Here is a 26291-nt window from a genome sequence, read left to right as displayed (position 1 = left end):
GGAGACTTTTTCATGAGCAAGACCGTGGAGGTGACCGGCGTTATCGACGAAAGCCGGTTCGGGCCGTATCAACTGCTGGTGGTTGCGCTGTGCGCGATGTGCCTCGTCATGGACGGCTTCGACGTCCAGGCCATGGGCTACGTCGCGCCCGTGGTGATCCGCGAATGGGGCATCGCCAGGGAAACGCTCGCGCCCGTGTTCGGTGCGGGCCTGTTCGGCATGCTGGTGGGCTCGCTCACCTTCAGTACGCTGGCCGACAAGATCGGCCGCCGCCCCGTGCTGATCGGCGCCACGCTGTTCTTCTCGGTCTGCATGCTGGCCACGGGGTTCGCGCAGTCGATCGAACAACTCGTGGCTTGGCGCTTCGTGGCGGGGCTCGGGCTCGGCTGCATCATGCCCAACGCCATGGCGCTTGCAGGCGAGTACAGCCCGCGCCGCGTGCGCGTGACGCTCATGATGATCGTCTCGTGCGGCTTCACCGTGGGCGGCGTGGTGGGCGGCCTCATTACCGCCGCGCTGATCCCGGCCTTCGGCTGGCGCGCCGTGTTCTTCGTGGGAGGTGCGATTCCGCTCGTCATGGGCGTGCTGATGTGGATCGCGCTGCCCGAGTCGATCCAGTTCCTGCTCTTTCGCAATGGCCGCGACGCCACGGCGCGCGTGCGCCGCAACCTCGCACGCGTGGCGCCCACGCTGCCGCTCGCCGCGGACACGACGTTTACGACCACCGAAACGCGCGCCCGCGGCGTGCCGTTCGTCGAACTCTTCAAGGAAGGCCGCGCCCGCGTGACGTTGCTCCTGTGGGTCGTGAACTTCGCGAATCTGCTGGACATGTACTTCCTTTCGAACTGGCTGCCCACGGTGATCCGCGACGCGGGCTACTCGACCCAGACCGCCGTGCTGGCCGGGACCGCCCTCTGGGGCGGCGGCGTGATCGGCACGCTGCTGCTCGGCCGTGTCATCGATCTCGCGGGCTTCACACGCGTGCTCGCCACGACCTTCGTGATCGCCATCGTCGCCACGGCGGCGATCGGCAATCCGGCCGTGATGGTCTCGGTGGTCGCCATGTTCGTCGCGATCTTTCTTACCGGGTTTTCGATCATCGGCGGGCAGCCCGCGCTCAATGCACTGGCGGCTACGTACTATCCCACCTCGCTGCGTTCGACCGGCATTGGCTGGAGTCTCGGTGTGGGACGTATCGGCTCGGTCGTCGGGCCGGTGCTGGGCGGGGCGCTGATGCATCTGCAGTGGTCTTCGGCTTCGCTCTTCATGGCCGCAGCCGTGCCCGCGTGCGTCTCGCTGGCCGGGATCGTCGCGATCCATTACGCGCAGGGTCGCGCATCGCACGAGGCACAGGGAGGCGGCCGTGCGGCGGCGCAGGTGGAGTGACTGGCGCTCGCGCAAGCGCGCGGCCGCGCTGTGCGGCGCGCGGCGCCAGCACGGGCATCGGCGTGGCGCGGGCGGCAGCATGACGGCGGAGATGAACGGGCGTGCGGCATTGAGCCTGTGCGCGCGTCCGGGTGCATCGACGGCGCGCTGGCGGCTCGTTCCGTCGCGCTAGACCGGGTTCGAACGGCTACCGCTGTGTAGCCGTTCTCACTTGCAATTTCGTTATCCTCATGAATGGCAGCGCAAAGCGCACGAGCTTCGGCACCGTCTCGGGGCGCAAGAGGCGCGTGTCGTAGCCGGAAAAGTACAGGTCGCTTTCGGCGAGACAAAGGCGCATCCGTTCGGTCACGCCGATATCGACACCGCTCACCGCCTGCGCGCCATTCACCGTGCAGTGGTTGTCGTGCCGGCGCTCAGGGCTCCACCCCTTCGCGCGGGCGCTGCACCGGCTCGCCACATTGGCTGCAAAACGGGAAGAACGCGAAATTGCGCCCGCCGCAGGCGCATACCGTGAAGAGTCCGAGCCCGCACTGGCTGCAAAACGAGACCTCTTCGCCGCCGAGATTCCATGCCTTGTCGCAGGACGGGCAGAGCTTCTTCTGATACGCGCCGATGGCTTTTTCGTCCGCAATGGCCCGGGCCCGTTCGCTCTGGCTCTGCTGCATCTCCACCCGCTTTCTTTCCACATAGCGCTGAAAGGCGCGCAGCATGTACACGCCCGCGAATACGGTGAGCGCGATGCCCACGAGCACGCGCACGTAGCCGCCGAAGTCGGGCAAATACGGTACGAGCTCGATGAAGAACGCGCTCAGCGCGAAGAGCCCGAAGCCGTAGACGAAGGGCCAGTAGCGGCTCTTGCGGTAGCGCACGACGAGCCAGACGGCGACGAGCAGCACCGGCAGCGTGAGCGCTACGCGCCACGCGAAAACGACGAGTTCGTAATGGCGCCCGGCCGCTGCATAGCGCGCGTCGGCCGCCGCCTGGGCGGCGTCCTGTTGCGTGCGGAGCTGCGTCGTTTGCGTATCGAGCGCGCGTTGCTGGTCCGCTAGCGCGTCGAGCTGACGCTGCCAGTCCATGGCTGTGGCCTGCAAGGCGTCGAGCTGGTGCGTGCGCGCGAGCAGTTCGGGATCGTTGCGGCTGTCGCCCGTGGCCTCGCGGGTGGCGATCCAGTTGCGGAAGCTGTCCTGCGCGTTGCGATAATCGGTGCTCGCGCGCCCGTGAGCGGCGCGCACGGTTTGCAGCTTGTCGTCGAGTGCTTCGTGCTCGCGCTGCAGGTCGCGCAGTTTCGTTTCGATTGGCGCGGTCACGCTCTGATCGACATACTGCTGTGGCTCGGGCGGCCCGCCGCGCGGCGCGAACATGAGGTCGCGTATCACGAGCGCGCCGAGCATGTTGAGGAACACCGCGAACAGCACGGCGATGATCCATGAAGCGATCTGGAGCAGGCGCGCGGGGCGCGAATAAGCCTGGCTGGTGGTCATGGAAGGCGTTCCGGAAGGTGATCGTATGGCGCAGAGCGTAACGCGAAACGCATAGAAAGGGGCAGAACGGTGGCCGGTTCGCGCGGCGAGTGGCATGATGGGCTCGCGTGGGGCGGTGCAGGGTCGGGCAGCGGATAAACCGGCGTGAAAGCGCTCGTAATGCCCGCAATGCGTAACGCGTAAGACGTAACAATCGCCCTGATCGATACTGAAACGTTGAACAATGCCTCGGGCCGCGGCGCAATCTGGTGTGCATTGCGCATCTCGCACACTAGAATGCGTTCGGGCACGTGGGCGGCCCGATGTAAGCGAACCGTGTAGAGTACCCCGACCGGTCCTGCAAGCTGCGTAAGCAGGCGCGAAAGCAGCCGGTAAGCAGTGCATAAGGAAACGGGAGGCGCGGTGCATGGGCTGGCGGACCGCCGGTTCGTGCGGTGCTGCTGTGCCTGGCGCTCATCGCCGGACGAGTCAAGGAAGCCTGAACGTGCGCATTCTGTCGATATTCGGTACGCGGCCCGAGGCCATCAAGATGGCGCCGCTCGTCAAGCGTCTCGAAGCCGAGCCCGGCGTCGAGTCCATCGTCTGCGTCACGGGCCAGCATCAGACCATGCTGCAGCAGGTGCTCGACCTGTTCGGCATCGTGCCCGCGCACAACCTCCAGGCCATGACCGCGAACCAGACGCTCAATGGCCTCGCGGCGCGCCTCTTCGCCGGCCTCGACGACGTGCTGGCCGAGGTCGGCCCCGACCGCGTGCTCGTGCACGGCGATACCACCACGAGCATGGCGGGCTCGCTCGCCGCCTTTCACCGGCGCATTCCGGTGGGCCACGTGGAGGCTGGGTTGCGCACCGGCAACCTGTACGAGCCGTGGCCGGAAGAGATGAACCGGCGCGTGGTGGACGTGGTGAGCGATCTGCTTTTCGCGCCCACGGCCAGTTCGAAGGCCAATCTCCAGGCCGAAGCGCTCACGGGCCGTGTCATCATTACCGGCAACACCGTGATCGACGCGCTGCGCCTCATGTGCGCCCGGCTCGATAGCGACACCGCGCTGCGCGAAGGGATCGATGCGCAGTTTCCCTTTCTCGAACCGCAGGAGGGCGGCCGTCCGCTCCTGCTCGTCACGGGCCACCGGCGCGAAAGTTTCGGCGAGGGCTTCGAGCATATCTGCGCGGCGCTTGCCGCGCTCGCGCATAGCGGCAAGATGCAGATCGTCTATCCGGTGCATCTGAATCCGAATGTGCGCGGGCCGGTGCTCGCCGCGCTCGGCAATGCGCCCAATGTCCATCTCACCGATCCGCTCGACTACCCCGAGTTCGTGCGCCTCATGCAGCGCGCGGCGATCGTGCTTACCGATTCGGGCGGCGTGCAGGAGGAGGCGCCCGCGCTCGGCAAGCCGGTGCTCGTGATGCGCGACGTGACCGAGCGGCCCGAAGCGCTGGCGGCCGGCACCGTCAAGCTGATCGGCACCGACCGCGCGGCCATCGAGCGGGCGGTGCTCGAACTCGTCGACGACGAGGAGGAGCGCCGTGCATATGCGCGCCGCGTGAATCCGTATGGCGACGGGCATGCGTCGGAGCGCATCGTTGCGGCGCTGACCGGCAAGCCGTTCAGCGAGTTTTCGAGCCGTGCGCTGCCGGGCTATCGGCATCCGGTGCTGGCCGGGCGGGGCGAACCGCCGGAGCCGCAGGATTGATGCGAAGCTCGCGTACCGGCGCTACGGATTACGCAGCGCGGCCGCCTGGTTTTCCTGAGGTTGTTGTGCAGTTCGCTCCAGGGTTTCTCGAAGCTTCTCCGAAGTTGCGTTGACTGTTGCGTTGATTGTTGCCTTGGCTGTTGCGCTGTATTTGCCCCGACCTTGCCCGCTTGCCGCAAGGCCTGCACCGTGCCGACCCCATGGGGAGTAACACGTGAGATTTCAGCTGACTTCGCATTGCGACGACACCGCGCCCAAGCGCCCGCGCACGCTTTCCCGCACCGGTCTGGCGGGTGCAATTGCTCTCGCCGCGCTTTGCGGGGTCGCGCATGCGGCGCCCGGCGACCTCGCCGGCGCGTTTGCGCAACTCGGGGCGGGGCGCGTGGAATCGCGCAGCATCTCGCTTGCCGATCTCGGCGTACGCGAGCCGCTCGTGCTGCGCGCGCCCGATGCCGTGCAGGAGCTCTATTTCCCGGTGCCCGTGGGCCTGCCGATCGCCAACGCCGCATTGCAACTCGACGCCAATTATCTGCGCGGCAACGGCGGCCGCACGACCTTCGTGCTCTCGCTCGACGGCTCGCCGGTGCAGGCGCGCAACCTCACCGACGCCCAGGGCGACGGCTCCGTGAATCTCGGCGTGGACGATGCACCGCGGCCTTCGGGCTTCGTGCGCGTGGGGCTGCAATGGTCCTCGGTGCTCAACGACACGTACTGCACGGACCAGACGGCCATCGGCAATCTCTGGCGGGTCGCGCCCACCACGCGCCTGACGTATCAGTTCGATGCATCGGCCGTTCACGACGTGCGCACGGCCTGGAGCGCGCTGCCCGCGAAGCCCGTGGTGGTGATTAGCAGTGCGAAGCTCGACGCGAATGCATACGATGTGGCGTGGCGTCTCGAAGCGTTGCTGATGCGCGGCGGGGCGACGCCCGTGACCCAGGTGATGCCGGCGGTGGGCGATACCGTCGATCTCGGCAGCGTGAGCGTGCCGGGCGCGCTGCAGGCCGTGCCGGCGTTCGCGGCACTCGCGGCGGGCGGGCAGCACAAGATCGCCAGTCCGGCCGAGCTGGGTGCGCTGATCGCACTGGCGCCCGCGGGCGCTTTCGCGCCGAACGTGGTGGTGGCCGACGACACCTTGCGCGCGCATGCGAACGCGGCGCTCGACGCCTTGCGGGCGCAGGTCGCCGCCGTATCGGCCGACGCCGCGAGCGCATTCGACGCCTGGCGCACCCGCGCAGCGGGCCCGCTTGCGGCGCCGTTTGCGAAGGGCGAGGTGCAGCTTGCGCACCTGGGCGGCCTGCCGGCCGTGGTGGTGGGCGACAGCCTTGGCGTGAGCGCGCTCTCGCGCACGTGGACGCCCATCGACGTGGCGAACCGCTTTATCGTGCACGAGGTCGCGGCCTCGCCCAATCTGAGCGCGGGCGGCGACAGCGACAAGGTCGCGCTCTCGCTGATCGGCGGCACGCCGCGCACGCTCAACGTGCTGACGAGCGCCGCGTGGGAGGCGAACTTCGATCTCGCGGCGGTCTCGGGCAACGGCAAGATTCCGCGCCGCGTGGTGCTCGATCTGGCGGCCGCGCCTTCGGCCGACCGCAACGGGCAGACCGCGTCGATCTTCTTCAACGGCGTGCTGATCGGCGCGCATCTGCTCGACGCGGACGGCCGCGCGCAGCGCGTGAGCGCCGATATTCCCGCCTATGCGCTCGCCTCCGTCAACACGTTGCGCGTGCTGTTCCAGCGCCAGCCCGCAGGCGGCTGCCGGCCGCGCGAAGACGGCTATCCGGCTGCGGTGTTGCCCACGAGCTATCTCGTGCTGGGCGAGGGGCCGCTCGGCGAGGACTTCGCCGGCATGGTGGCGCGCTACTCGCGCGAGGCGAACGTGCTCGTGCCCGACGCCTATCTTGCCGATCCGCTCGCCACGCTGCCGCGCGTCGCGCGCCTCGCGAACGCAACGGGCGTTGCGCCGACGCGTGCCGCCACGCAGGTCGTGAGCAGCGGCCAGGCCGTGCAGCCCTCCGGCCCGTTCCTCGCCCTCGACGTGGCGCTCGACAAGGAAGACGGCCACGCGAGCTTCAACGACCAGCGTCTCACGCTCAAGGGCCGCGGCGGCGCCACGCTCGTCGACATGACGGGCCTCACGAGGCTCGGGCTCATCGAAGTGGTGCGCTCGGGCGGCACGCCAGGCATCGTCTGGCGCAGCGTGGGCGCCACGCCGCCGGTGCTGCCGGCGAGCCTGCAACTGCTGAGCGGCGACGTGGCGATCGTGGACGACACGGGCGTGCTCAAGCAATTCGACACGCAGTACGCGGGCGGCGTGCCGCCGGTGGACGACCAGCGCGCGTGGCTCACGCGGCATTGGGCGGGCTGGGGCATCCCGACCGTCGCAATCGTCGTGCTGCTGTTGCTGCTGCTCGCGGCCGCCATGGCGCGCAGCCGCGCGCGGGCGCGCACCGCTGCCGCCGCGGCGGCGAAGGTGGAGGCGCAGGAAAGCGGCGATCCGCACGGCCCGGCCAATCCGCAGGGCTGACCGTGAGCCTCGCCGCGTTCGAATGGTGGCTCGGCTATCTGGCGAGCCGCTACTACCAGGGCATGGAGTACCTTGCCGCGGTGGTGGCGGTCATCATCCTGATCTCGAGCCTCGACGATCTCTTCATCGACGCCTGGTTCTGGGTGCGCCAGACCTACCGCCATTTCACGGTCGAGCGCCGCTATGCGCCGCTGCGTGCGGAGCAGCTCTACACGCGCGAGCAGCAGCCGCTCGCGATCATGGTGCCTGCCTGGCGCGAGGAGGACGTGATCGCTTCGATGGTGTCCGACCTCGTGCGCGTGCTCGACTACACCAACTACGTGGTGTTCGTCGGCACTTATCAGAACGACGCCGCGACGATTGCCGAAGTGGAACGCATGCGGCGGCGCTACAAGCAGCTCCACCGCGTGGAGGTGCCGCACGACGGTCCCACCTGCAAGGCCGACTGCCTGAACTGGATCGTGCAGGCGATCTTCCGCATGGAGCGCGAGACGGGCATCCAGTTCGCGGGCGTGATCCTGCACGACAGCGAAGACGTGCTGCATCCGCTCGAACTGCGCTTCTTCAATTATCTGCTGCCGCGCAAGGACATGATCCAGCTGCCGGTGGCCTCGCTCGAGCGCAACTGGTACGAACTCGTGGCGGGCACCTACATGGACGAGTTCGCCGAATGGCACGCGAAGGATCTCGTGGTGCGCGAGAGCCTGGCGGGCACGGTGCCTTCGGCGGGCGTGGGCACCTGCTTCTCGCGCCGCGCGCTGGCGGGACTCGTGGAGCAGACCCAGAACCAGCCCTTCAACACGGAAACGCTTACTGAGGACTACGATGTAGGCGAGCGGCTGGGACGCATGGGCATGCACTCGATCTTCGCGCGCTTTCCGGTGCAGTTCGCCACGCGCCGCAAGTCGTGGTTCGGCCTCGGGCCCGAGCGCGAAGTCACGCTCACCATGCCGCTGTGCGTGCGCGAGTTCTTCCCCGACACCTTCCGCACGGCCTACCGGCAGCGCGCGCGCTGGACGCTCGGCATCGGCCTGCAAGGCTGGGAGCAGACGGGCTGGGTGGGCTCGCTCGCCAACCGCTATCTGCTCGCGCGCGACCGCAAGGGCATCGTTACGGCGTTCGTGGGCATCCTGGCCTATGTGCTGCTGGTGCAGTTCCTGCTGTTCACCTTCGCGGATCTGCTCGGCATTCGCCCCAGCCTGATTGCCTCGCCGTTTGCCGATTCGCGCTTTCTGACCTTCGTGCTGTGGGCCAACGGTATCGCGCTGCTCATGCGCGTGGTGCAGCGCGTGTTCTTCGTGTCGCGGCTCTACGGCTGGGAGCATGGCGTGCTGTCCGTGCCGCGCATGGTGATCGGCAACTTCGTGAACTTCATGGCGGTGGCGCGCGCGTGGAAGATGTACCTGAGCTATCTCGTCACCGGCAAGCGCCTCGTGTGGGACAAGACGATGCACGACTTCCCGTCGTCGGATGGCTTTGCCGACCGGCGCCAGCGGCTGGGCGAACTGCTGCTCTCGTGGCAGGCCATCGGCGAGACGGAGCTTGCCAAAGCGCTGGAAGAGGAGCACGCGCAGGAGGCGCCGCTCGGCCGCGTGCTCATGGCGCACGGCTGGCTCGACGAGGAGACGCTGGCCGAGGCGATCGCGTTTCAGTCGGACCTGCCGCGCGGGCGGCTCAATCGCGCGAAGCTCGAAGCGAACGCGCAGCAGGTGCCGCTCGAACTCGCGGTGCGCTACCGCGTGCTGCCGCAGGGCGACGACGGCAACGGGCACGCCGTGCTGCTGTGTGCGAGCCCGCTGGCGGAGGAGGCCGCGCGCGCGCTTCAGGCGCAATTGACGCTGCCGTTCGTGCAACGCATCGTGCGCGAGGGCGAGATCGCGGATGGACTGCGGCTCTTGCGCGGCGTGCCCGTGCCCGAAGCGCGCGCGGCGCATGAGGCGAGCGCGCAGCACGAGGAGAGCGGCCACGCGGCAACGAGCGTGCCGCTCCTCGGCGACCTGCTGATCGAGCGCGGCGCGGTGCGGCGCGCCGACTTCGACGCCGCCTTGCAGCGCTACCGGCCGCAGGAGCACGGACGCATCGGCGACTATATGGTGGCGCGGGGCGTCATCACGCGCGAGGCGCTGGCGGATGCGATCGAGGCGCAACGGCGTCAGCGCGACGAGGCGGCTTCCCTATGAAGAGGATTCCGAAACTGTTGAGCGTGCGTACGCCGGGCTCGGTGTCGTCGCGGCATGGGGCGCGACGCGCGCTTGCCGCGGCGTGTGCGGCGCTTTGTGCCGGCCTCTTCGTGCCAGGCGCGGTGCACGCCGAAGCGGTGCCCGCCGGCACGCTGCCGTTGCCGTTGAGCGGACCGGCGCAACGCGTGGCGCAGCAGGGCTACGACGCCTATACGCGCGGCGACTATGCGGCGGCGCAGGCCTATGCCCGCAAGGCGATCCGTCAACGGCCCGACGTGGCCTCGCTGCGCCTGTTGCTCGCAAACGCGCAGGCGGCCCAAGGCAAGCTTGGCGAAGCGAGCCGCACGCTGGGAGAAGCCGAGCGCCGGATCGGGCCCGATCCGTCGCTCGTCGCGCGCCGGCGTGCAATCGATGCGCAGGTCACGGCGGCTTCGGCGCGACCTGCCGGGGCGCGTGCGGGGCGGCAGGCAGTGCCGGGCGCGGGGTCGCCCGACAATCTTACCGGGCGCGCCTATGAACTCGCGCAGCAGGCCTATCGGGCCTACGACGCCCACCGCTACGACGACGCATGGCGCGACGCCAACGCGGCCATCGCACTGCGGCCCGACGTGTTGCGCCTGCGTCTGCTTGCCATCGACGCCGCGAGCGCCGCGGGCCACGACCGCGACGCATGGCAGGCGGCGCAGGACGCCACGCCGCGCTTCGGCAGCAGCGCCGATTTGCGCAGCCGGCGCCGCGATATCGGAGCGCGGCTCGCGCCGCCGCTCGCCGCGGATGCCGAGGCGGCCCGCGAGCGCGGCGACACGGCGCAGGCTGTCGCGCTGCTGCGCGAGGCGATTGGCTACGCGCCCGACCGTGCGGGCTATCGTCTTCAACTCTTCGACGCGCTGGCCGCCCAGAACGACGAGGCCGGCCTCGAACGGGCGGCAACCGACGCTATCGACGCCGGCATGAAGCCCGCACTGATGGCCTACGTGATGCGCGGCTACGCGCGGGCATCGCAGGGCCGTTTCGCCGATGCCGATCAGGACTTCGACCAGGCCCTGCAGTCCACCGACGCCACGCAGCGCGACCAGCGCGTGGCGCGCGTGATCGTGGCGGACGTGTGGACGCAGGAAGGGCAGCCGCAGCGCGCGCTCGACCTGCTTGAGCCGCTCAAGCCCGTGGGCGATGCGACCGACGCGCAGATCGAAGCGCGCCGCTACTACGCGCGCGTGGCGCTGGCGCACCCCGCCGCAGGCGCGGCAGCGGAGCGCGTGGCAAGTGCGGCGCGCCCGGTGTTCGACTGCACAGTGGACCGCTACGGCCCGGCCTGCGACGTCTATGCGGCCGACCCGGGCTTTGCGGCGCGGCGCGCCTCGATCCTGGCCGCCCGGCGGGGCGACAAGGCCGCGGCACTCGACTACGCGCGCCGGGCGGTGGATGCCGATCCGCGCAACCCGCAGCACCGGGTGGAACTCATCAACGCGCTCGTCGATGCGGGCGACACGGCGGGTGCGAAGCGCGAAGCGCGGGCGACACTCGATGCGGGACTGCTCGATGCGATGCCGCCGCTGCAGGCCGCGTACATCGCACAGCGCGCCGGCGACGACCGCCGCGCGTATGCCTATTTCGCGCGTGCCGACGAGGCGGGCCAGTTGCCGCCGCAAGCCGCAGGCGACGTGGGCTACAGCGCGTACCGCGCGCATTTCGACGAACTGGCCGCGCGCTACTTCGAGCGCGCTATCGACTATGGCACTGCACCGCCCGACGGCGCGGCACCCGCCACGCTCCAGCAGCTCCAGGACCTGCGCAACGCGCACGCCGACGTTACGCGCGACTGGGGCTTCATCGCCTCGCTCAACTATCGCGGCGCGGGCCTGCAACCGGGCGTCACGACGGGCTCGGTTCCCGGCACCTACAACAACTGGCAAACCGGACTCGAAGGCTACTGGCGGCCGTTCGGCTCGCTCGGCGACCGCATGTTCGAAGTCTATGCGCGCGCCTACGAAGACTTCGGCGCTCAGGGCGATGCGCCCAGCGGCATCTCCACGGCGCTTGCAGCCGTGGGCGCGCGGGCGAAGCCCTTCGAGTCGGTCAATGCAATCATCGCGTTCGAGCGGCTCATTCCCATCGGTTCCCGCGCGCCAGCCGACTGGCTCCTGCGCCTCGCGTATTCGGGCGGCTTCGGCACCGAACTCCGGCTCGACGTGCCTTCGTGGTGGACCGTGCAGGACTACGCGGAAGTGGGCCACTACGTGAGCAACGGCTGGAACTACGGCACGGGCTATATCGAAGCGGGCCGCACCTGGCGGCTCGACACCATCAGCCCGAAGCTCACCGTGTTCCCGTATGCCGTGGTCGGCATGGACTACGATTCGAGCATCGACCACAGCATCCCGGTGGGGATGGGCGTGGGCATTTCGTCGCGCTACTGGTTCCGCGACGGCTTCTACGATTCGCCGAAGTCGTATGTGGACGTGTCGGTGCAATACCGCTGGCGCCTCACCGGAGACAACCGCGCGGGCGGCGTGTTCTTCGGCACGGTGCTGTCTTACTGAGGAGGGAGTGTCGATCATGCCAGAGCGTTTCGCGAGCCCCCGCATGGCGCGTGCCGCTGTCGTGCAGACGGCGGCCCGTGCGTTTGCCGCTGCGATGTGTGTCCTCGCGGCCGCGGGTTGCACGCTCCAGGTGCCCGCGCATGCCGATTCGCTCGCGCAGGGCATTGTCTGGCAGCCCGATAACGAACACCTCGACCTGCACGGCAACTGGGACAAGCTCGGCGTGAACGAGTTGCTCGTGCAATGGATCGCCGTGGACGACGTCGCGTACATGGCCGGTGCGGGCCTGCCCGCGCCGCGCGTGCCCGACTGGGTCCGCATTGCCAACGAGCCGTGGGCGCGCGGCGTGATCGTCGGCCTCGCGGGCTATTCGAACGAGCAGAAGGCCCGCGCGAACATGGAAGAACTGGTCGAGCGGTCGCTGGCGCTCGCGAAGGTGCGCCCGCCCGTGCACGTCACGGGCTGGTATTTCCCGGTGGAAGCCGATCCCACCTGGAAGGACGCCGCGCGCATGGCGCCGCTGCTCGAACGCCTGCCGCATCCGCTCTGGATCAGCGTGTACGACACCAGCAATATCGGCGGCGAGGCGTTTGCGAAGTGGCTGGATAGCTGGTTGCCGAACGACGTGGGCGTGCTGTTGCAGGACGGCTGCGGCGTGTATGCGCGCGGGCCCGCCGCGGCGCGCGCATATGCCGATGCGCTGGCCGCACATCTCGGCAGCAAGCGCGTGCGCATCATCGCGGAGGCATTCAGGCCGAAGGAGGGTGGCGGCTTTCGCGCTGCCACGCCCGAGGAACTTGCCCCGCAGCTTGAGGCGTATCACGGCTACCGCGTCTACCTCTTCGACGGGCCGCACTACATGTCGCCGGCGCTCGTCGATGGACTTCTGCAGCAACTGAAGCCTCAAGGGCAGTAGGGGCGGGAGCTCTCGGCTCGCCGGGCATACGCTTTTTTTAATATCGATTGACCGACTGGACGCAGGAATCATCCTTCGCCCATTCCAGAGTACGAAGGTGACTGTTAGCCTGGAAGTCCTAACGACCAGGAGACAGTTTCAGATGTCATACCAGGAGGATTCAGACGGCGTGCGCGTGGTACTCAGTGCGCCGCAACTGGCGGCCGTACTTGCGCGCCAGTCGATTAGCCACTCCGAAATGCTTTCCAACCGGCTATGGGGCGGCTTGCAGGTTGTCGGCGGGGTGCTGGAGATGGTCGGCGCGGGGGCGCTGTGCGCGCTGCCGGAACCGACGATGGCGAGCAAGGCCGGGTGCGTGGTGTTTGGCGTGCATGGCTCGGATACAGTGGCGGCGGGACTCCGTCAGGTCTGGACAGCCCGGGATACGGCCACATTGACCCGGCAGGGCACAACGAAGCTGGCCGAGGCGATGAAAGCCAGCCCCGAGATGGCGAACAATATCGGCCTGTCGCTGGATATGGCCGTGCCGTTCGGCTTCGCTGGCTCGATCAAGGCCGCGCGGGCAGCCAGCGTTACATTGGGCCGGATCAACCTGGATATGCATGAGGCGAAGATGCTTGGCGGGATTGGCGGGCATACGCTGGAAAAGCACGTCGGAAAGGATAGAGCTTGGCTACAAGCAAGACTTGCGCGCGAGACCGAGCTTGCAATAGTTACATCATTCCGTAATCAGGAAATGGCGGAATGGGCTATTTCTCAAGTAATGCAACAAAACGCAGCAAGGATCGGTGCATGGGCACAGGCGAGCAATGGTACGAACAGACTTCCCTTGGTTGGTGAGACCGGACGTATTGTAGGATACGGCCTGGTCCGGAGAACTGGGTAGCTGATTGACCTCAGCAAGGTTCGGATGTTCCTGCAAAGGAAACAATATAACGGTATGCCGTATTACATCATCACCGCTTATTTGATTAAATAGATTCTCATGGAACAGGCGAACGAATATCCGGAATTGTCAAATTTCATTCAGATTTACTTCGGAGAAGATTTTGCTCTGTGGGGAAATACCATAGAGGAAATCCTTGCTTTATATAGAAGCGAAAGCGATCCAGCATCGCGTTCAATATTGCGAAATGAAATTGACAGATTCTGTCGCGACAATTCCCGCGACCTGGATGCTTCCTTTGAAGCTGCCTACGGACTTTTCCTTGATCCTACGTTATGGGGCCACACAACCGCCTCTTTCCTTGATGAGATAAGGCGCTTCCTGGGCGAGTAGCGTGCTTTTCACCGCGTCCGGGCGGTTTCGTGCTGCCCGGCGCATGCACACACGCGGCGATGTTCGCATTTCCCCCAAACTGTCATAAACCACACCGCGCTCACGCTCCCCGCGCCGAGCGCGAACGCCAGTCAGCCGCCGCGCGCGAATATACCGACACGCTGGCCGCACATCTCGGCAGCAAGCGCGTGCGCATCATCGCAGAAGCGTTCAGGCCGAAAGAGGGTGGCGGCTTTCGCGCCGCCACGCCCGAGGAACTCGCCCCGCAACTCGAGGCGTATCACGGCTACCGCGTCTACCGTCTTCGACGGGCCGCACTACATGTCGCCGGCGCTCGTCGATGGACTTCTGCAGCAGTTGAAGCCTCAAGGGCAGTAGGGGCGGGAGCTCTCGGCTCGCCGGGCATACGCTTTTTTTAATATCGATTGACCGACTGGATGCAGGAATCATCCTTCGCCCATTTCAGAGTACGAAGGTGACTGTTAGCCTGGAAGTCCTAACGACCAGGAGACAGTTTCAGATGTCATACCGAGAGGATTCAGACGGCGTGCGCGTGGTACTCAGTGCGCCGCAACTGGCGGCCGTACTTGCGCGCCAGTCGATTAGCCACTCCGAAATGCTTTCCAACCGGCTATGGGGCAGCCTGCAGGTTGTCGGCGGGGTGCTGGAGATGGTCGGCGCGGGGGCGCTGTGCGCGCTGCCGGAACCGACGATGGCCAGCAAAGCCGGGTGTGTCGCATTTGGCGTGCATGGCTAGGATACGGTGGCGGCGGGACTCCGTCAGGTCTGGACAGCCCGGGATACGGCCACATTGACCCGGCAGGGCACAACGAAGCTGGCCGAGGCGATGAAAGGCCAGTCCCGAGATGGCGAACAATATCGGCCTGTCGCTGGATATGGTCGTGCCGTTCGGCTTCGCTGGCTCGATCAAGGCCGCGCGGGCAGCCAGCGTTACATTGGGCCGGATCAACCTGATGCAGCATGAAGCGAAACCGGGGAGCCGGATCGGCGGCCATACATTCGAAAAGCACGTTGGCAAGAACGAAACGTGGCTCAGGGAACGGTTGAAGTGCGAACCGCATATACGGGGGGCGTCATCGTTCACAGATATCAGGGTTGCAGAATGGGCAATCTCGGAAACGATGCAAGCCAATGCAATGAAAATCAAGGCATGGACAGTTGCACCGCATAACGACCTGATATTGGTCACGGACGTTGGAAGAGACGTTGGAAAAATCGTGATCAGACAATCAGGCGAGTATCGACCCGCGAGCAGAGTCAGGGTAATTCTCCGCTATCAGACATACAATGGTATGCCCTACTACGTATTGACAGCGATGCTTCTGGCGTAACACTCCGCACTTATGAACTACGGCACATACGACAATCTCGAACAATTGCTCATGGGGCGATTCCATGAGGATCATGCGATCTATGGAAATTCGATTCCTGAACTCGTCCGCTCGTATAACATGACACCCGGCGAACGGACCGCAATGCTGGATGAGATAGACCGATTCCGGCAGGTCAACTCGGGCTGCCTCGATACAGCGTTTGCTAGCCTTTTTGGCGGTGACTGCGATCCCGCTCTATGGGGCCACACTACGGCCTCATTTCTTGACGAATTGAAGCGCCTTCTCGGCGAGTAGTCCCCTTTTCGCAGAGCTCGATCGGCTGGCAAGCAGGCATCGCTCGCAGGACAAACTGCTCATTGACCATAGCTGCCTGCCCGTCCTGCAACCCACCCAAACTGTCATAACCCCTATGCAGCGCTACTAGAGGGGCACGGGGGCAGCCAGCCAGGCCCCGCGCCGGTTGAGCGCTTGCAGCCCGCAGCGCAGCCCACCTCAGCGCAACTGCGTGAAGGCGATCAGCAACACCATGCTGCCGATGGCGCCGTCGAGCACGCGCCAGGCGCCGGCGCGGCGAAAGAGCGGGGCGAGCGCCCGCGCGCCATAGCCCAGCGCCACGAACCACACCGCACTCACGCCCGTCGCGCCGAGCGCGAACGCCAGCCGGCCGCCTTCGGGCTCGCGCGCGCCCGCGGTGCCGATCAGCAGGAACGTGTCCAGATAGACGTGCGGATTGAGCCACGTGAAGGCAAGCGTCATGAGCACGATGGACCACGCGCGCTGCACGGGCGCCTCCTTTTGCGCCGCCGCGTCGAGCACCGCGTGGCCCGGGCGCACGGCGCGCCGCAGCGCGCCGATGCCGAACCACACGAGCCAGGCGAGGCCCACGTAGAGCACGAGATGGACGAAGGTGGGATAGCGCTCGACGAGCGCCGAAGCTCCGCCCACGCCCGCGCCGATGAGGATGAAGTCCGAGAGCGTGCACAGCACGACGATCTTGGCGACGTGCGAGCGCAGGATGCCCTGGCGCAGCACGAAGGCGTTCTGGGCGCCGATGGTGACGATCAGCGAGGCGCAGAGCGCCGCGCCGTGAGAAAAAGCGAGCCAGTTCATAGTCGGGAGCCGAGGTGCGGCAGTCTTCGCTGCCGGTTGCCGTACACGTTGCACGGCAGGGGGAATGGCGCTAGTCTGCGGCCATCGGCGACCTAAGAGAAGCTGATTTTCTTAAACCCGATTAAGGAACGCTAATGCTCGACTATGCGTTGCTCGATGCGCTTGCCGCCGTCGTGCGCCACGGCTCGTTCGACCGCGCGGCCGGTGCGCTCAACGTCACGCCTTCGGCGGTCTCGCAGCGCGTGAAGCTGCTGGAGGAGCGGGTGGGCACCGTGCTCGTGAAACGCGGGCAGCCGTGCGTGGCGACGGCCGCGGGCGCGCTTTTGTGCCGCCATACCGAACGCGTGCAGTTGCTCGAAGCGGAACTGGGCGGCGCGATGCCCACGTTCACCGGCGCGTCGGACGGCACGCGGCCCACGCTGCGGATCGCCGTGAACGACGACAGCGTGGGCACGTGGTTCATCGACGCGGTGGCCGACTTCTGCGTGGAGCGCGGCATCCTGCTCGACCTCGTGATCGACGACCAGGACCACACGGCCGAGCGCATCCGCGATGGCAGCGTGCAGGGCGCCGTGACCACCCAGGCCGAGCCGGTGCAAGGCTGCCGCTCCACGCGCCTTGGCCGCATGCGCTATCTGGCCGTCTGCTCGCCCGCGTTTCTGGAGCGCTATTTCGCGCAGGGCGTGACGCGCGAGTCGCTGCGGCGCGCGCCGTGCATCGAGTTCAATCCGAAAGACCAGCTACAAAAGCGCTTCGTGAGGCGTATCACGCGCGCGCAGGTGGACGCGCCGCTGCACTGGATTCCGCACGTGGCCGGTTTCTTGCGTTGCTGCCTCAACGGACTCGGCTGGGGCATGTGTCCCGAGCGCATGATCGCGCAACACCTGGCCCGCGGCGAACTGGTCGAACTCATCCCGGGCCGGGCGCTCGACGTCGATCTGTACTGGCAGAGCTGGCGGCTCTCGATCGGCTGGCTCGACGAATTCGGTGCCATGCTCAGGCGGCGGTGCACCGAATTCCTCGACTAGCGCTGTGCAACGGCTGGCGAGAGTTAGCCGCGCGACTTATGCGGCGTGCAGGATTTTTCTTTGCGTCCGGTGAAATCGTCGAACTATTTAGAGAAGCCCGGTTGTCCATTTCGGTGCAATCTCCGCCCAATGCCTCATGACAAAATGACTAAAACGCGATTCACTCTGGATTAATTGACTTTGATATAGAGCATAGTCTCGGTATTGGCCGCAGTCAGGCTGCCGGCCTTGTCGGGCGGCAATTTCGCGCCTTTTCTCCTGATGTTTTGTATGCGAAACGCGCGGGAACGGTGCCTTCGCCGCGTATTGCGTTTCATTGATTGGTCATCATTGGGCGAGAACATGCAAGTGGGCCGCAACGACCGGAGAGCGCCCGCCGATGGCCGCCGATGCTTGCCCCGGAGGCACCCGCGGCAATCAACCGCAGCGGGCGCGCAACCAGTTCGGCTGATCCGTCTATCCCGTGCTATCGGGCTTCCAGGCGGATTTCGGTTAATTTTTCCGGTCTGTCAATGACAAAGATCGTGAAATCGGAAAAAAGTGTTCACAAGGTAAAGAAACTCTTGATGTTTCTCATCAGTCGGAACGGAAAGGCTGGCCGTCCGGCATTTTGCTGTTTTGATTTATCGTGTGAAAATTGAGTTTTCCCTGTGGATCGCGAGAGGGACACGCTATAATCCGTTCGTGGCAGAGTGCTTATTCGACCGGCATATTCGAATCGTTTCCGCGTGCACGAGGTGCATTATGACGAAATTAGATACCGGCAGCGTCTGGCAACAAACCATCGACCTTCTGTCCGCAGCGTCGGAGCCCCTGACCATGGTGGCCGAGCCCGCGGGCGGCAGGAGTTGCAAGCCGGTACCCATCACACGCAGTGCTTCGGAGGCGGCCAACCGGCGCCGCGCCACCGTACGCTCGTGGGATGCGCAGGGCATTACCTTGATCCGGCGTCATGATCCGGACAGCATCACGGTCTGCTGGAGCGACGCCACTTACGGGCGTTATTCCGACCAGCTCTGGCGCGTGTGCACGGCGAGGCGCAGTTCGGTGTGCGCGCTGACCGGCGAGAAGATCCGCCGCGGCGACGCGGTGTTCCGCCCGAGTCCCAACCGGCGTCACCGCCCGGCCAATGCCGACGCGATGATCCTCGCCAGCAAGATCGACAACTTGCCCAACAGCGTGATCGCCGCGCGCCTCGACGAGGCTCTCGCGGCCTGAGCGTCGCGCGTTCGATGCACCCCGCTGGCCACGCCGGCGGCTTTCTCCAGATGAAACGCTCGCTACGGTCCGAACCTTGAAGGTTCAGGTGGGGGCGAGCGTTTGTGTCTGCTCGCGCCTCGGTGCGGCGCTTAGGTGCCGTGCTTAGATGCCGCGCTTAGGTGCTGCGAGTCCGGGACAGCGGGCCGCAGCCCGCCCCCTCGATACGTCTCAATCCCGGCTCGATCCGCCCTCAGGCCGCCACGTCGCGGGTTTCCTCTTCCTCCAGCGCATCGCGCGTTTCCGGCATGGCGAGCCAGACCATCAGCACGGCGGCCGCGCCGGCGGCGGCGAGGCCCATGAAGCTCACCGTATTGCCGAAGTGATCGGCGATAAAGCCGGCCACGGCCGTCGAGAGCGTCGCGCCGATCCCCGCCGACAGCCCGAAGAGCCCGATGCAAAGGTTGTAGCGCCCCTTGCCGCCGGCGACGTCGGCCGCAATGAGCGGCAGCATCACGCCGAACACGGCCGCCGACAGCCCGTCGAGCATCTGCACCGGCACGAGGAAATACGGATTGTGCACTGCGGCAAAGAGCAGCGCGCGCGCCGGCAGGGCGGAGAAGCCGAGGATCAGCACCGGGCGGCGCCCCCAGTGCTGGGCCGTGCGGCCCACCCATGGCGACATCATCGCGACGATCGCCTGCGGCACGATGATGCACGCGGCAATCACGAGCTGGACGTTGTCGCCCATCCCCGCCGTCACTTCGCCGGCCGCGAGATTGAGCATCGCGGCGTTCGAGAGGTGGAACAGCATCACGCAGCCGGCGAACGTCAGCATGCGCTTGTCGCGCAGCAGGTCGAAGATCGTCTCGCGCGGCTCGCCGCCGGCCGGGGTGGCCGGAGTGGCCGGCTTCGGCGTGCCCGGCGCGGACGCGCCGGCGGTGCGTCGGTCGTACTCGATCATCGCGAGCGCGACAAGCGCGGGCAGGGCAAGCGCGGCGGTCAGCCAGAACACGGCGCGCGGCGAGACGTATTCGCCGCACAGGCCCATGAGGCCGGCCGCGACCGCGCTGCCGATGGACGCCCAGCGCGCATTGCGCCCGAGCCGGTCGCCCAGGTTCTGGCGGCCCACCAGCATGAGGGCGAGCGCCGCCATGGCAGGCGTCAGCATGCAGCTTGCGAAGCCGTGGAACACCTCGGCGGCCATCACCGGGATGACGGTCGGGCTGCTCGCGAGCAGCACCGCCGAAAGGATGATCGCAATGATCGCCCACGCGGCGGCGGCTTTCTTGTTGCGCAGCGCATCCACGGCGGCGCCGCCCGGCACCTGGCTCACCATCGCGCTGATCGTGCCGACCGAAAGCGCCAGGCCGATTTCGCCCTGGGTCCATTTATGCGAGGCGAGATACGACGCGATGAACGGACCGAAGCCGGTCTGCACATTCGCGACGAAGAAGTTCAGCCAGTCGAGCGCGCGCAAACTTCGCGTGCTGGCCATCGTACGCAGGGTGGCTCCTGTCATTTGTCACCGCGCGCGGAAGCTGCAGGAGCGGGGGCGGCCGAAGCCGTGGACGCCACGGCCGGTGGCGCCGGGGGCCTCGGCACCGCGGGCGTGACCGCGCGCACGGGCTGATCGGTCTCGTACTCGGGCGAGGCGTCCACCTGCTGGTCGCTCATGTCGAGCTGGGCCGTCAGTTCGTTGTTCTTCCGGACGAAATGCAGCGCCGCCCAGTCGGCGGCGATCGTATGACGTTTTTCCAGCGTGCCGCTCACGTCGAGCACGACGGCGAGCGGGTCGGCGCTGGTGTCGAGCAGCACGTCCACCACGCGGCCCACCTTGGCGCCGTTCGTGCGCTCCACGGTGGCGTCGAGCATCGGCAGGCGCGTCGGGCCCGGCTCCCCGGGGCCGGGCTGCGCACCGCTGCCGCCGGACTTCGGCCGCTCGGGCAGCGGCTGCTGACCCGCGGCCAGCGCGAGCGTGATGGCGGGCGTTTTCGGCTGCGGGTTCACGCGCACGACGTTCCACGGGAAGGTGGCCTTGCGGTCGCCCACGCCCATGAAGCCCTGCAGGTTCACCACCACCTCCGCGGGCTTGCCGCCGGGGCCGGCCACGAGGTCCACCGCGCGGCCCACCACTTTGCCGTCGGTCTTCTGCACCTCGGCGTCGAGCAGCGTGCGATAGGTGCCGCGCTCGATCGTGCGCATCGTCACGAGCGGTGCGGGCGCGTGCGCGGGCGGCGCCGAGGCCGGCACGGGCGGCGGCGGGGCCGGACGGCGGCGGTGAATCGGCGCGGGGCGCGGCTTTTTCGGCGACGGTTTGGCCTCGGCCGTTTCTTCGGGCGCGCTCGCCATTTCGGGCGCGGAAGCGGCTTCGGGCTCGCTCGCCGGGGCCTCGGGCTCGCTCGCGGCGACGGGCGCCTCGGGCTCGGGCGGCGGCGCGGGGGTGCGGAACAGGCTGCAGCCCGACAGCATGAGCAGAAGCAGCAGGGGCAGGGCGTACGGGAGGGTTGCAACGGGACGTGCGAAACCGCCTCTCATCAACGAAGACTCCTTGAAGCGGCCGGCGCTCATGGCGCGCGGCGGGGAAAACCGGGTCGGGTGCGTGAGAGTGTAACCCGGGCGGTGAGGGGGCCAGGTGTAAACGCGGGGGCGGGCCGCCCGCCGAGCCCTGAGAGCGTAACTATAAGGATCGTGGCATGACCTGAATGCGATTCCTGCGATGGGAGCCCCGATTGTGTTGGCCTAACCTTCGAATCAGCAAAAAAAGATGTCAAAACGATGAGGATCGCGAATCCGGGTTATCCGGCAAGACGGTCCGGAGACAACGCCGTAACGGCATTTTTGCTTCAAGCGTGCCGGCGGCCCTCGCATCGCGCCGGCACGACTATTCCAAAGAGACGAACCTGATGACGGCCCCGCCAGGGGCGTGTTTCAGCACGCTGATAAAGGAGGCACTCACCATGATGGAACCCCACGCCACGCCGCTCGCAGAGACGGCCGGCACGGAAGTCGAGCCGATCGGCTCGACCGGCTTTCTCGACCGCTACTTCGATATCTCCGCGCGCGGCAGCTCGCTGCGCCAGGAGGGCATCGCCGGCGTTACCACTTTCCTCGCGATGGTCTATTCGGTGTTCGTCGTGCCGGGCATGCTCGGCAAGGCGGGCTTCGACACGAGCGCGGTGTTCGTCGCCGTGTGTCTCACCACGGCGTTCGGCTCGCTCCTGATGGGCCTGTGGGCGAAGCTGCCCATCGCCATCGGCTGCGCGATCTCGCTCACGGCGTTCACCGCGTTCGGCCTCGTGCTCGGCAAGGGCCTCAAGCCCGAAGTCGCGCTCGGCGCCGTGTTCCTCATGGGCCTCGTCTTCACCGCCATCTCGGTGACGGGCGTGCGCTCCTGGATCCTGCGCAATCTGCCGCACGGCATTGCGCACGGCACGGGTATCGGCATCGGGCTCTTCCTGCTGCTCATCGCAGCGAACGATGTGGGCCTCGTGGTGAAGAATCCGGGCGCGGGCCTGCCGGTTTCGCTCGGCCACATCACGTCGCTGCCGGCCATCCTCTCGGTGGCGGGCCTCGCCGCGATCTTCGGCCTCGTGCGCCGCCGCGTGCCGGGCTCGATCCTGATCGTGATCGTCGCGATTTCGGCGTTCGGCTTCGCAGTCGATCCCGAGGTGAGCTTTCACGGCGTGTTCGCATGGCCGTCGCTCTCCACGCCGGGCCATGCCTCGCTGATCGGCGCGATGGACATCAAGGGTGCGCTCTCGCTCGCCGTGCTGCCGAGCGTCCTCGCGCTCGTGATGACGGCCGTGTTCGACGCCACCGGCACGATCCGCGCCGTGGCGGGCCAGGCCGGCCAGCTCGACGAGAACGGCCGCATCGTCAACGGCGGCCGCGCGCTGACGGCCGACTCGCTGTCCTCGATCTTCTCGGGCTTCTTCGGCGGCGCGCCGGCGGCGGCCTACATCGAATCGGCGGTCGGCGTTTCGGCCGGCGCGAAGACGGGGCTGACGGCCGCCGTGGTCGGCGTGCTGTTCCTCGTGGTGATGTTCTTCGCGCCGCTCGCCGGGCTCGTGCCTTCGTATGCCACGGCCCCCGCGCTGATGTACGTGGGCATCATGATGCTCTCGGGCGTCTCGCGCCTCGACATGAGCGACATGGTCGATGCGATGTCGGGCCTCGTCTGCGCCGTGTTCATCGTGCTGACCGCCAACATCGTGACGGGCATCATGCTGGGCTTCAGCACGCTCGTGATCGGCCGCATCGTGAGCGGCGAGTACCGCAAGCTCAACGTGGGCACCGTGGTGATCGCCGTGGCGCTGGTTGCGTTCTACCTGGGCGGCTGGGCCATCTGATGCGTGCTCCGGCACGTTGATGGCCCGGTCATTCGGCCAGGCGGACCCGGCGGCTCGCCCGGCCGGCTGCACGGCCCGCGTCGCTTCACGGCGGCGCGGGCCGTGCGGCTTTTTGCGCCGGTTTTTGCCGGGCGCCTTTGCGCATTGTTCTCCTTCGTTCGCGCCCGCCTGGCTTCCCCCCGCGAGTCTCCTGTGCTTCACCACAGGGTTAAGCATGACGACGACGCGCTGAACCGCACCTTCGCGGCACTTTCCGATCCCACGCGGCGCGCGCTTTCGGTGAGTGCGCTTGCCGAGCCCTTCGCGATCTCGCTGCCCGCCGTGATGAAGCACCTCGACGTTCTCGTCGAAGCCGGGCTCGTCACGTTCGAACAAACGGGTGCACCTTTGCGTGCCGCCTCGCTCGCGTGCTGATGCGCGGCCCGGATGGTGAGGAGAGCGAAGTGAGCGACGCGTTGCCGGGCGTGAGCGGGTTCTATCGCGACGGGCGCGGCGAGGTCTATCGCACGTATTCGACCCGCGGGTGCGGCGCCACGACCGCTACGGCAGCGCGCCGCAGGCAGCGTGCCGTGCGCACGGGGAGCACGCGCAGCGCGAGCAGAAACGCAATGTATGAGGCGTCGGCGCCCGCCTAGAGCGACATCTCGAAGGTCGGCCGCAGCAGGACCTCGATCGCCATGACGATGAGGCCCATCGCCGCGGCGGCGAGCGTCAGCGTGCCATATTCGTCGTAGCGCGCGTCGTAGAGACACGCGATCACGAACAGGATGGCAAGCAGATTGGTGAGCCAGTCGAAGTTCAGCGCGAGGATCATCGGGCGTATCCGCGACGCGGGCCGTGACGGGCGCGTCGGGACGAGTCGTACGAATGGCCCGGATTCTAGCGAATCGACCTTACGGATACGCAACAGTCAGGCGGTGTCCCGCGCTTATTTCTGCGGCACGCGCATTTCGTCGCGAATCCACGCCATGACCGAAGTGCGCCGCGGCTGCCAGCCGAGCAACGTGCGCGCCCGCTCGCCGCGCACGCGGCTGTTCGACCCGAGTCCATACGAGGCCATCTCGTAGCCCCACTCGCCAATCGCGTCGTCGAGCGGCCAGTCCTGCGGCGCGGGCAGCTTCATCGCCGCGGCGAGCGCCGTGCTCATCTCGTTGAACGCCGCCTCGCCGCTCTCGACGAAGTAGAACGTGCCCGCAGGCGTCTTCTCCAGCGCGAGGCGGTAGAGCTCGGCCACGTCGTCGACATGCACGTTCGACCAGACGTTCGCGCCGCGCCCCACGTGGCGCATGATGCCGCTCTTCTGCGCCTGGCGCACGAGCCGCGGCAACTGCACGCTTGCCGCGCCCGGCACCGCGCCCTCGCCGTAGATCAGCGTATTGCAGAGCACCGCGCTGCGAATGCCGCGCGCCGCGCCCGCGAGCACCAGGTTGTCGATCGCCACGCGCGGCGCCTTGTCGGCAGTCGGCTCGGGCAGGGCGTCCTCGCGGTAGACGCGATCGGCCGGCTCGCCGCCCGAAGCGTCGCCCACGATGCTCGATCCGCTCGTGTGCAGCAACACCTTGCCCGAGCCTTCGAGCGCGTCGAGCAGCGCCTCGACGGCGCCGCGATGGTCGCTGCTGGCCGCGTTGATCACGGCGTCGGCGGCGCGCGCTTCGGCCATCAGCAATTCGCGCTCGTCGAGATCGCCCGCGACCGGCGCGATGCCGAGCTGTTCGAGGTCGGCAAACTGTTCGGGCCGGCGCACGAGACCACGCACCGAGTGGCCCGCGCGCGCCAGATGCGCCGCAATCGATCCGCCGATGAAACCGCCTGCGCCCGTTACGAAAATCTTCATGGAATGGCTCCCGTTGCTCTGTCGATGCGGGCGAGTATCCGCCGCTTCGGCAGGCGGACAAACCGTGTTAGCCTCAAATCAATCTTGACTGCGGATCAACAATGAAGACATCCACCGACGAACTGCTCGTGTTCGTCACCGTGATCGACGCGGGCTCGATCACGGCCGCCGCCGAAAAGCTCCAGCAGACCGTCTCGGGGGTGAGCCGCGCGCTCACGCGGCTCGAAAAGCAGCTTGGCGTGGCGCTGATCCTGCGCACCACGCGGCGCCTGCAACTCACCAGCGAGGGCGAACTGTTCCTCGACCGCGCCCGCGCGATTCTTGCGGCCATGGAGGATGCGGAGGAGGCCGTGGCGCGCCGTCGCGAGGCGCCTTCGGGGCGGCTGCGCGTGGATGCGGCCACGCCGTTCATGCTCCATTGCATCGTGCCGCACATGGCGGCGTTTGCCGCGCAGTATCCGGCGATCCAGCTCGAACTGACCAACAACGAACGCATCGTCGATCTGCTGGAGCAGCGCGTCGATATCGCGATCCGTATTGGCGCATTGCAGGACTCGACGCTGCATGCGCGCGCGCTCGGTTCGAGCCGGCTGCGGCTGGTGGCGAGCCCTGCGTATCTCGCGGCGCACGGCACGCCGCATGCCGTGGACGAACTGGCCGCGCACCGGCTGATCGGCTTCACGGCCCCCGCGCATCTGAACCGGTGGCCCTTGCAGGCGCGGATGCACGCAGGCGAAGGCCACGACGATGCCGAGGCCCGGCCGGCGGGTTTGACGGTCGAGCCTTCGCTGGCGGCGTCCAGCGGCGAAACGATCCGCCAACTGGCGATCGGCGGCGCGGGCATTGCGTGCCTCGCCGATTTCATGACGGGAGCGGATCGTCGCGACGGGCGCCTCGTGACGGTGCTCGATGCGGCGCTCGCCGACGAGCGCCAGCCCATTCACGCCGTCTACTACCGCAGCGAGGCGCTGGCGGCGCGCGTGCAGTGCTTCCTCTCCTTTATTGGGGGCAGGCTGGAACGGTAGGCATCAGGCGCCTCGTGGATAGTCCCAGGGCGGCAGATGCGCGGAATCTGTTGTCTATACAAGCTCGCCAGGCTAGACTTCGGCCACGTTCGGCTTACTTGTATAGACAGGATTTGACAATGCGACTCACGCCCGGCCACCTGACCCTGCACCAATTGCGCCAGATCGCGCGCCAGACCGACCAGCATCCGGTAAAGCTCGAACTCGATCCGGCAAGCTTTGCCGCCATCGACGCGTGCGCGCAGGCCGTTGCCGCGATCGCCGCGAAGGGCGAGCCCGCCTACGGCATCAACACGGGCTTCGGCCGCCTTGCCAGCACGCACATTCCGGCCGACCAGCTTGAACTCCTGCAGCGCAACCTGGTGCTCTCGCACGCCGTGGGCGTGGG

22 protein-coding genes and 2 pseudogenes are annotated in these 26291 nt (G+C 67.1%); 17 read left to right on the top strand and 7 right to left on the bottom strand.

The window, feature by feature from the left end; translation table 11 throughout:
• Positions 1-12: 12 nt before the first annotated feature.
• The gene (locus tag BFE01S_RS34350; RefSeq protein WP_028229389.1) at positions 13-1386 is read left to right on the top strand and encodes an MFS transporter; all 1374 of its coding nucleotides are present in this window, start codon (positions 13-15) and stop codon (positions 1384-1386) included.
• 187 nt (positions 1387-1573) lie between these two features.
• Here the strand turns inward: BFE01S_RS34350 and BFE01S_RS34340 are convergent, their stop codons facing one another.
• A complete protein-coding gene (locus tag BFE01S_RS34340; protein WP_028229387.1) occupies positions 1574-1774 on the bottom strand; it encodes a hypothetical protein in 201 nt (66 codons plus the stop codon).
• Positions 1775-1799: 25 nt separating this feature from the next.
• On the bottom strand, positions 1800-2867 hold the full coding sequence (locus BFE01S_RS34335; protein ID WP_028229386.1) for a hypothetical protein: 1068 nt from the start codon (positions 2865-2867) through the stop codon (positions 1800-1802).
• Between the two features lie 484 nt (positions 2868-3351).
• Between BFE01S_RS34335 and wecB the strand changes: the two genes are divergently transcribed.
• The 9 genes and pseudogenes from wecB to BFE01S_RS45245 all read left to right on the top strand — a co-directional run bounded on the left by wecB (position 3352) and on the right by BFE01S_RS45245 (position 15651).
• On the top strand, positions 3352-4560 hold the full coding sequence (wecB, locus tag BFE01S_RS41390) for a non-hydrolyzing UDP-N-acetylglucosamine 2-epimerase (protein ID WP_042339701.1): 1209 nt from the start codon (positions 3352-3354) through the stop codon (positions 4558-4560).
• A gap of 214 nt (positions 4561-4774) precedes the next feature.
• Positions 4775-7087 carry a cellulose biosynthesis cyclic di-GMP-binding regulatory protein BcsB gene (locus BFE01S_RS41385; RefSeq protein WP_063834461.1) on the top strand — a complete coding sequence of 771 codons (2313 nt, stop codon included), beginning with the start codon at positions 4775-4777 and terminating at the stop codon, positions 7085-7087.
• A 2-nt stretch (positions 7088-7089) separates the two neighbouring features.
• Positions 7090-9267, top strand: coding sequence for a glycosyl transferase family protein (locus tag BFE01S_RS41380; RefSeq protein ID WP_084170399.1), 2178 nt, complete (start codon positions 7090-7092; stop codon positions 9265-9267).
• A complete protein-coding gene (locus BFE01S_RS34315; RefSeq protein ID WP_084170398.1) occupies positions 9264-11807 on the top strand; it encodes an NfrA family protein in 2544 nt (847 codons plus the stop codon). The genes BFE01S_RS41380 and BFE01S_RS34315 overlap by 4 nt, the downstream gene beginning before the upstream one ends.
• Positions 11808-11823: 16 nt before the next feature.
• On the top strand, positions 11824-12723 hold the full coding sequence (locus tag BFE01S_RS34310) for an alpha-amylase family protein (RefSeq protein ID WP_042339714.1): 900 nt from the start codon (positions 11824-11826) through the stop codon (positions 12721-12723).
• Positions 12724-12865: 142 nt separating this feature from the next.
• Positions 12866-13702, top strand: a pseudogene (locus BFE01S_RS41375) (RNase A-like domain-containing protein).
• 6 nt (positions 13703-13708) lie between these two features.
• The gene (locus BFE01S_RS43690) at positions 13709-14002 is read left to right on the top strand and encodes a contact-dependent growth inhibition system immunity protein (RefSeq protein ID WP_084170397.1); all 294 of its coding nucleotides are present in this window, start codon (positions 13709-13711) and stop codon (positions 14000-14002) included.
• A 520-nt stretch (positions 14003-14522) separates the two neighbouring features.
• A pseudogene (locus tag BFE01S_RS41370) lies at positions 14523-15354 on the top strand (RNase A-like domain-containing protein).
• 12 nt (positions 15355-15366) lie between these two features.
• Entirely contained in the window at positions 15367-15651 is a 285-nt protein-coding gene (locus tag BFE01S_RS45245) for a contact-dependent growth inhibition system immunity protein (protein ID WP_028229383.1), read from the top strand.
• Positions 15652-15849: 198 nt separating this feature from the next.
• Here BFE01S_RS45245 and BFE01S_RS34290 read toward each other — a convergent pair whose 3' ends face one another.
• A complete protein-coding gene (locus tag BFE01S_RS34290) occupies positions 15850-16467 on the bottom strand; it encodes a LysE/ArgO family amino acid transporter (protein ID WP_028229382.1) in 618 nt (205 codons plus the stop codon).
• Positions 16468-16601: 134 nt separating this feature from the next.
• Here BFE01S_RS34290 and BFE01S_RS34285 point away from each other — a divergent pair, with 134 nt between their 5' ends.
• Positions 16602-17495: a LysR family transcriptional regulator ArgP gene (locus BFE01S_RS34285; RefSeq protein WP_028229381.1), complete on the top strand. Its 894-nt coding sequence runs from the start codon at positions 16602-16604 to the stop codon at positions 17493-17495.
• 744 nt (positions 17496-18239) lie between these two features.
• Positions 18240-18713 (top strand): DUF3331 domain-containing protein, encoded by a 474-nt coding sequence (locus BFE01S_RS41365; protein WP_042339695.1) that lies wholly within the window; start codon positions 18240-18242, stop codon positions 18711-18713.
• Between the two features lie 232 nt (positions 18714-18945).
• On the opposite strand, the gene BFE01S_RS34275 is transcribed toward BFE01S_RS41365, so the two are convergent.
• Together BFE01S_RS34275 and BFE01S_RS34270 are read right to left on the bottom strand one after the other, a co-directional pair.
• Positions 18946-20214 carry an MFS transporter gene (locus BFE01S_RS34275; protein ID WP_028229380.1) on the bottom strand — a complete coding sequence of 423 codons (1269 nt, stop codon included), beginning with the start codon at positions 20212-20214 and terminating at the stop codon, positions 18946-18948.
• A complete protein-coding gene (locus tag BFE01S_RS34270) occupies positions 20211-21230 on the bottom strand; it encodes a PRC-barrel domain-containing protein (protein ID WP_028229379.1) in 1020 nt (339 codons plus the stop codon). Before BFE01S_RS34270 ends, BFE01S_RS34275 begins: the two co-directional genes overlap by 4 nt.
• A 422-nt stretch (positions 21231-21652) precedes the next feature.
• On the opposite strand from BFE01S_RS34270, the gene BFE01S_RS34265 reads away from it, so the two are divergent.
• From BFE01S_RS34265 to BFE01S_RS42170, 3 genes are all read left to right on the top strand, one after another.
• On the top strand, positions 21653-23044 hold the full coding sequence (locus BFE01S_RS34265; protein ID WP_028229378.1) for an NCS2 family permease: 1392 nt from the start codon (positions 21653-21655) through the stop codon (positions 23042-23044).
• Between the two features lie 192 nt (positions 23045-23236).
• Complete coding sequence (locus BFE01S_RS41360; RefSeq protein WP_052421074.1) at positions 23237-23458, top strand: ArsR/SmtB family transcription factor; 222 nt, start codon at positions 23237-23239, stop codon at positions 23456-23458.
• Positions 23459-23487: 29 nt separating this feature from the next.
• Positions 23488-23679 (top strand): hypothetical protein, encoded by a 192-nt coding sequence (locus BFE01S_RS42170; protein WP_156967261.1) that lies wholly within the window; start codon positions 23488-23490, stop codon positions 23677-23679.
• On the opposite strand, the gene BFE01S_RS34250 is transcribed toward BFE01S_RS42170, so the two are convergent.
• Together BFE01S_RS34250 and BFE01S_RS34245 are read right to left on the bottom strand one after the other, a co-directional pair.
• On the bottom strand, positions 23676-23858 hold the full coding sequence (locus BFE01S_RS34250) for a hypothetical protein (protein WP_028229376.1): 183 nt from the start codon (positions 23856-23858) through the stop codon (positions 23676-23678). The two genes, BFE01S_RS42170 and BFE01S_RS34250, sit on opposite strands and share 4 nt — an antisense overlap.
• A gap of 114 nt (positions 23859-23972) precedes the next feature.
• Complete coding sequence (locus BFE01S_RS34245; RefSeq protein ID WP_028229375.1) at positions 23973-24878, bottom strand: NAD-dependent epimerase/dehydratase family protein; 906 nt, start codon at positions 24876-24878, stop codon at positions 23973-23975.
• Positions 24879-24979: 101 nt separating this feature from the next.
• Here BFE01S_RS34245 and BFE01S_RS34240 point away from each other — a divergent pair, with 101 nt between their 5' ends.
• Both BFE01S_RS34240 and BFE01S_RS41355 read left to right on the top strand, forming a co-directional pair.
• Entirely contained in the window at positions 24980-25903 is a 924-nt protein-coding gene (locus BFE01S_RS34240) for a LysR substrate-binding domain-containing protein (RefSeq protein WP_028229374.1), read from the top strand.
• A 119-nt stretch (positions 25904-26022) separates the two neighbouring features.
• A partial coding sequence (locus BFE01S_RS41355; RefSeq protein ID WP_042339692.1) for an aromatic amino acid lyase occupies positions 26023-26291 on the top strand: 269 nt, incomplete at its 3' end.

This window comes from Paraburkholderia ferrariae NBRC 106233 (assembly GCF_000685035.1).
GTDB lineage: Bacteria > Pseudomonadota > Gammaproteobacteria > Burkholderiales > Burkholderiaceae > Paraburkholderia > Paraburkholderia ferrariae.
Note: the sequence above shows the minus strand (reverse complement) of the source record. Positions and strands in the feature narration are given on the sequence as shown.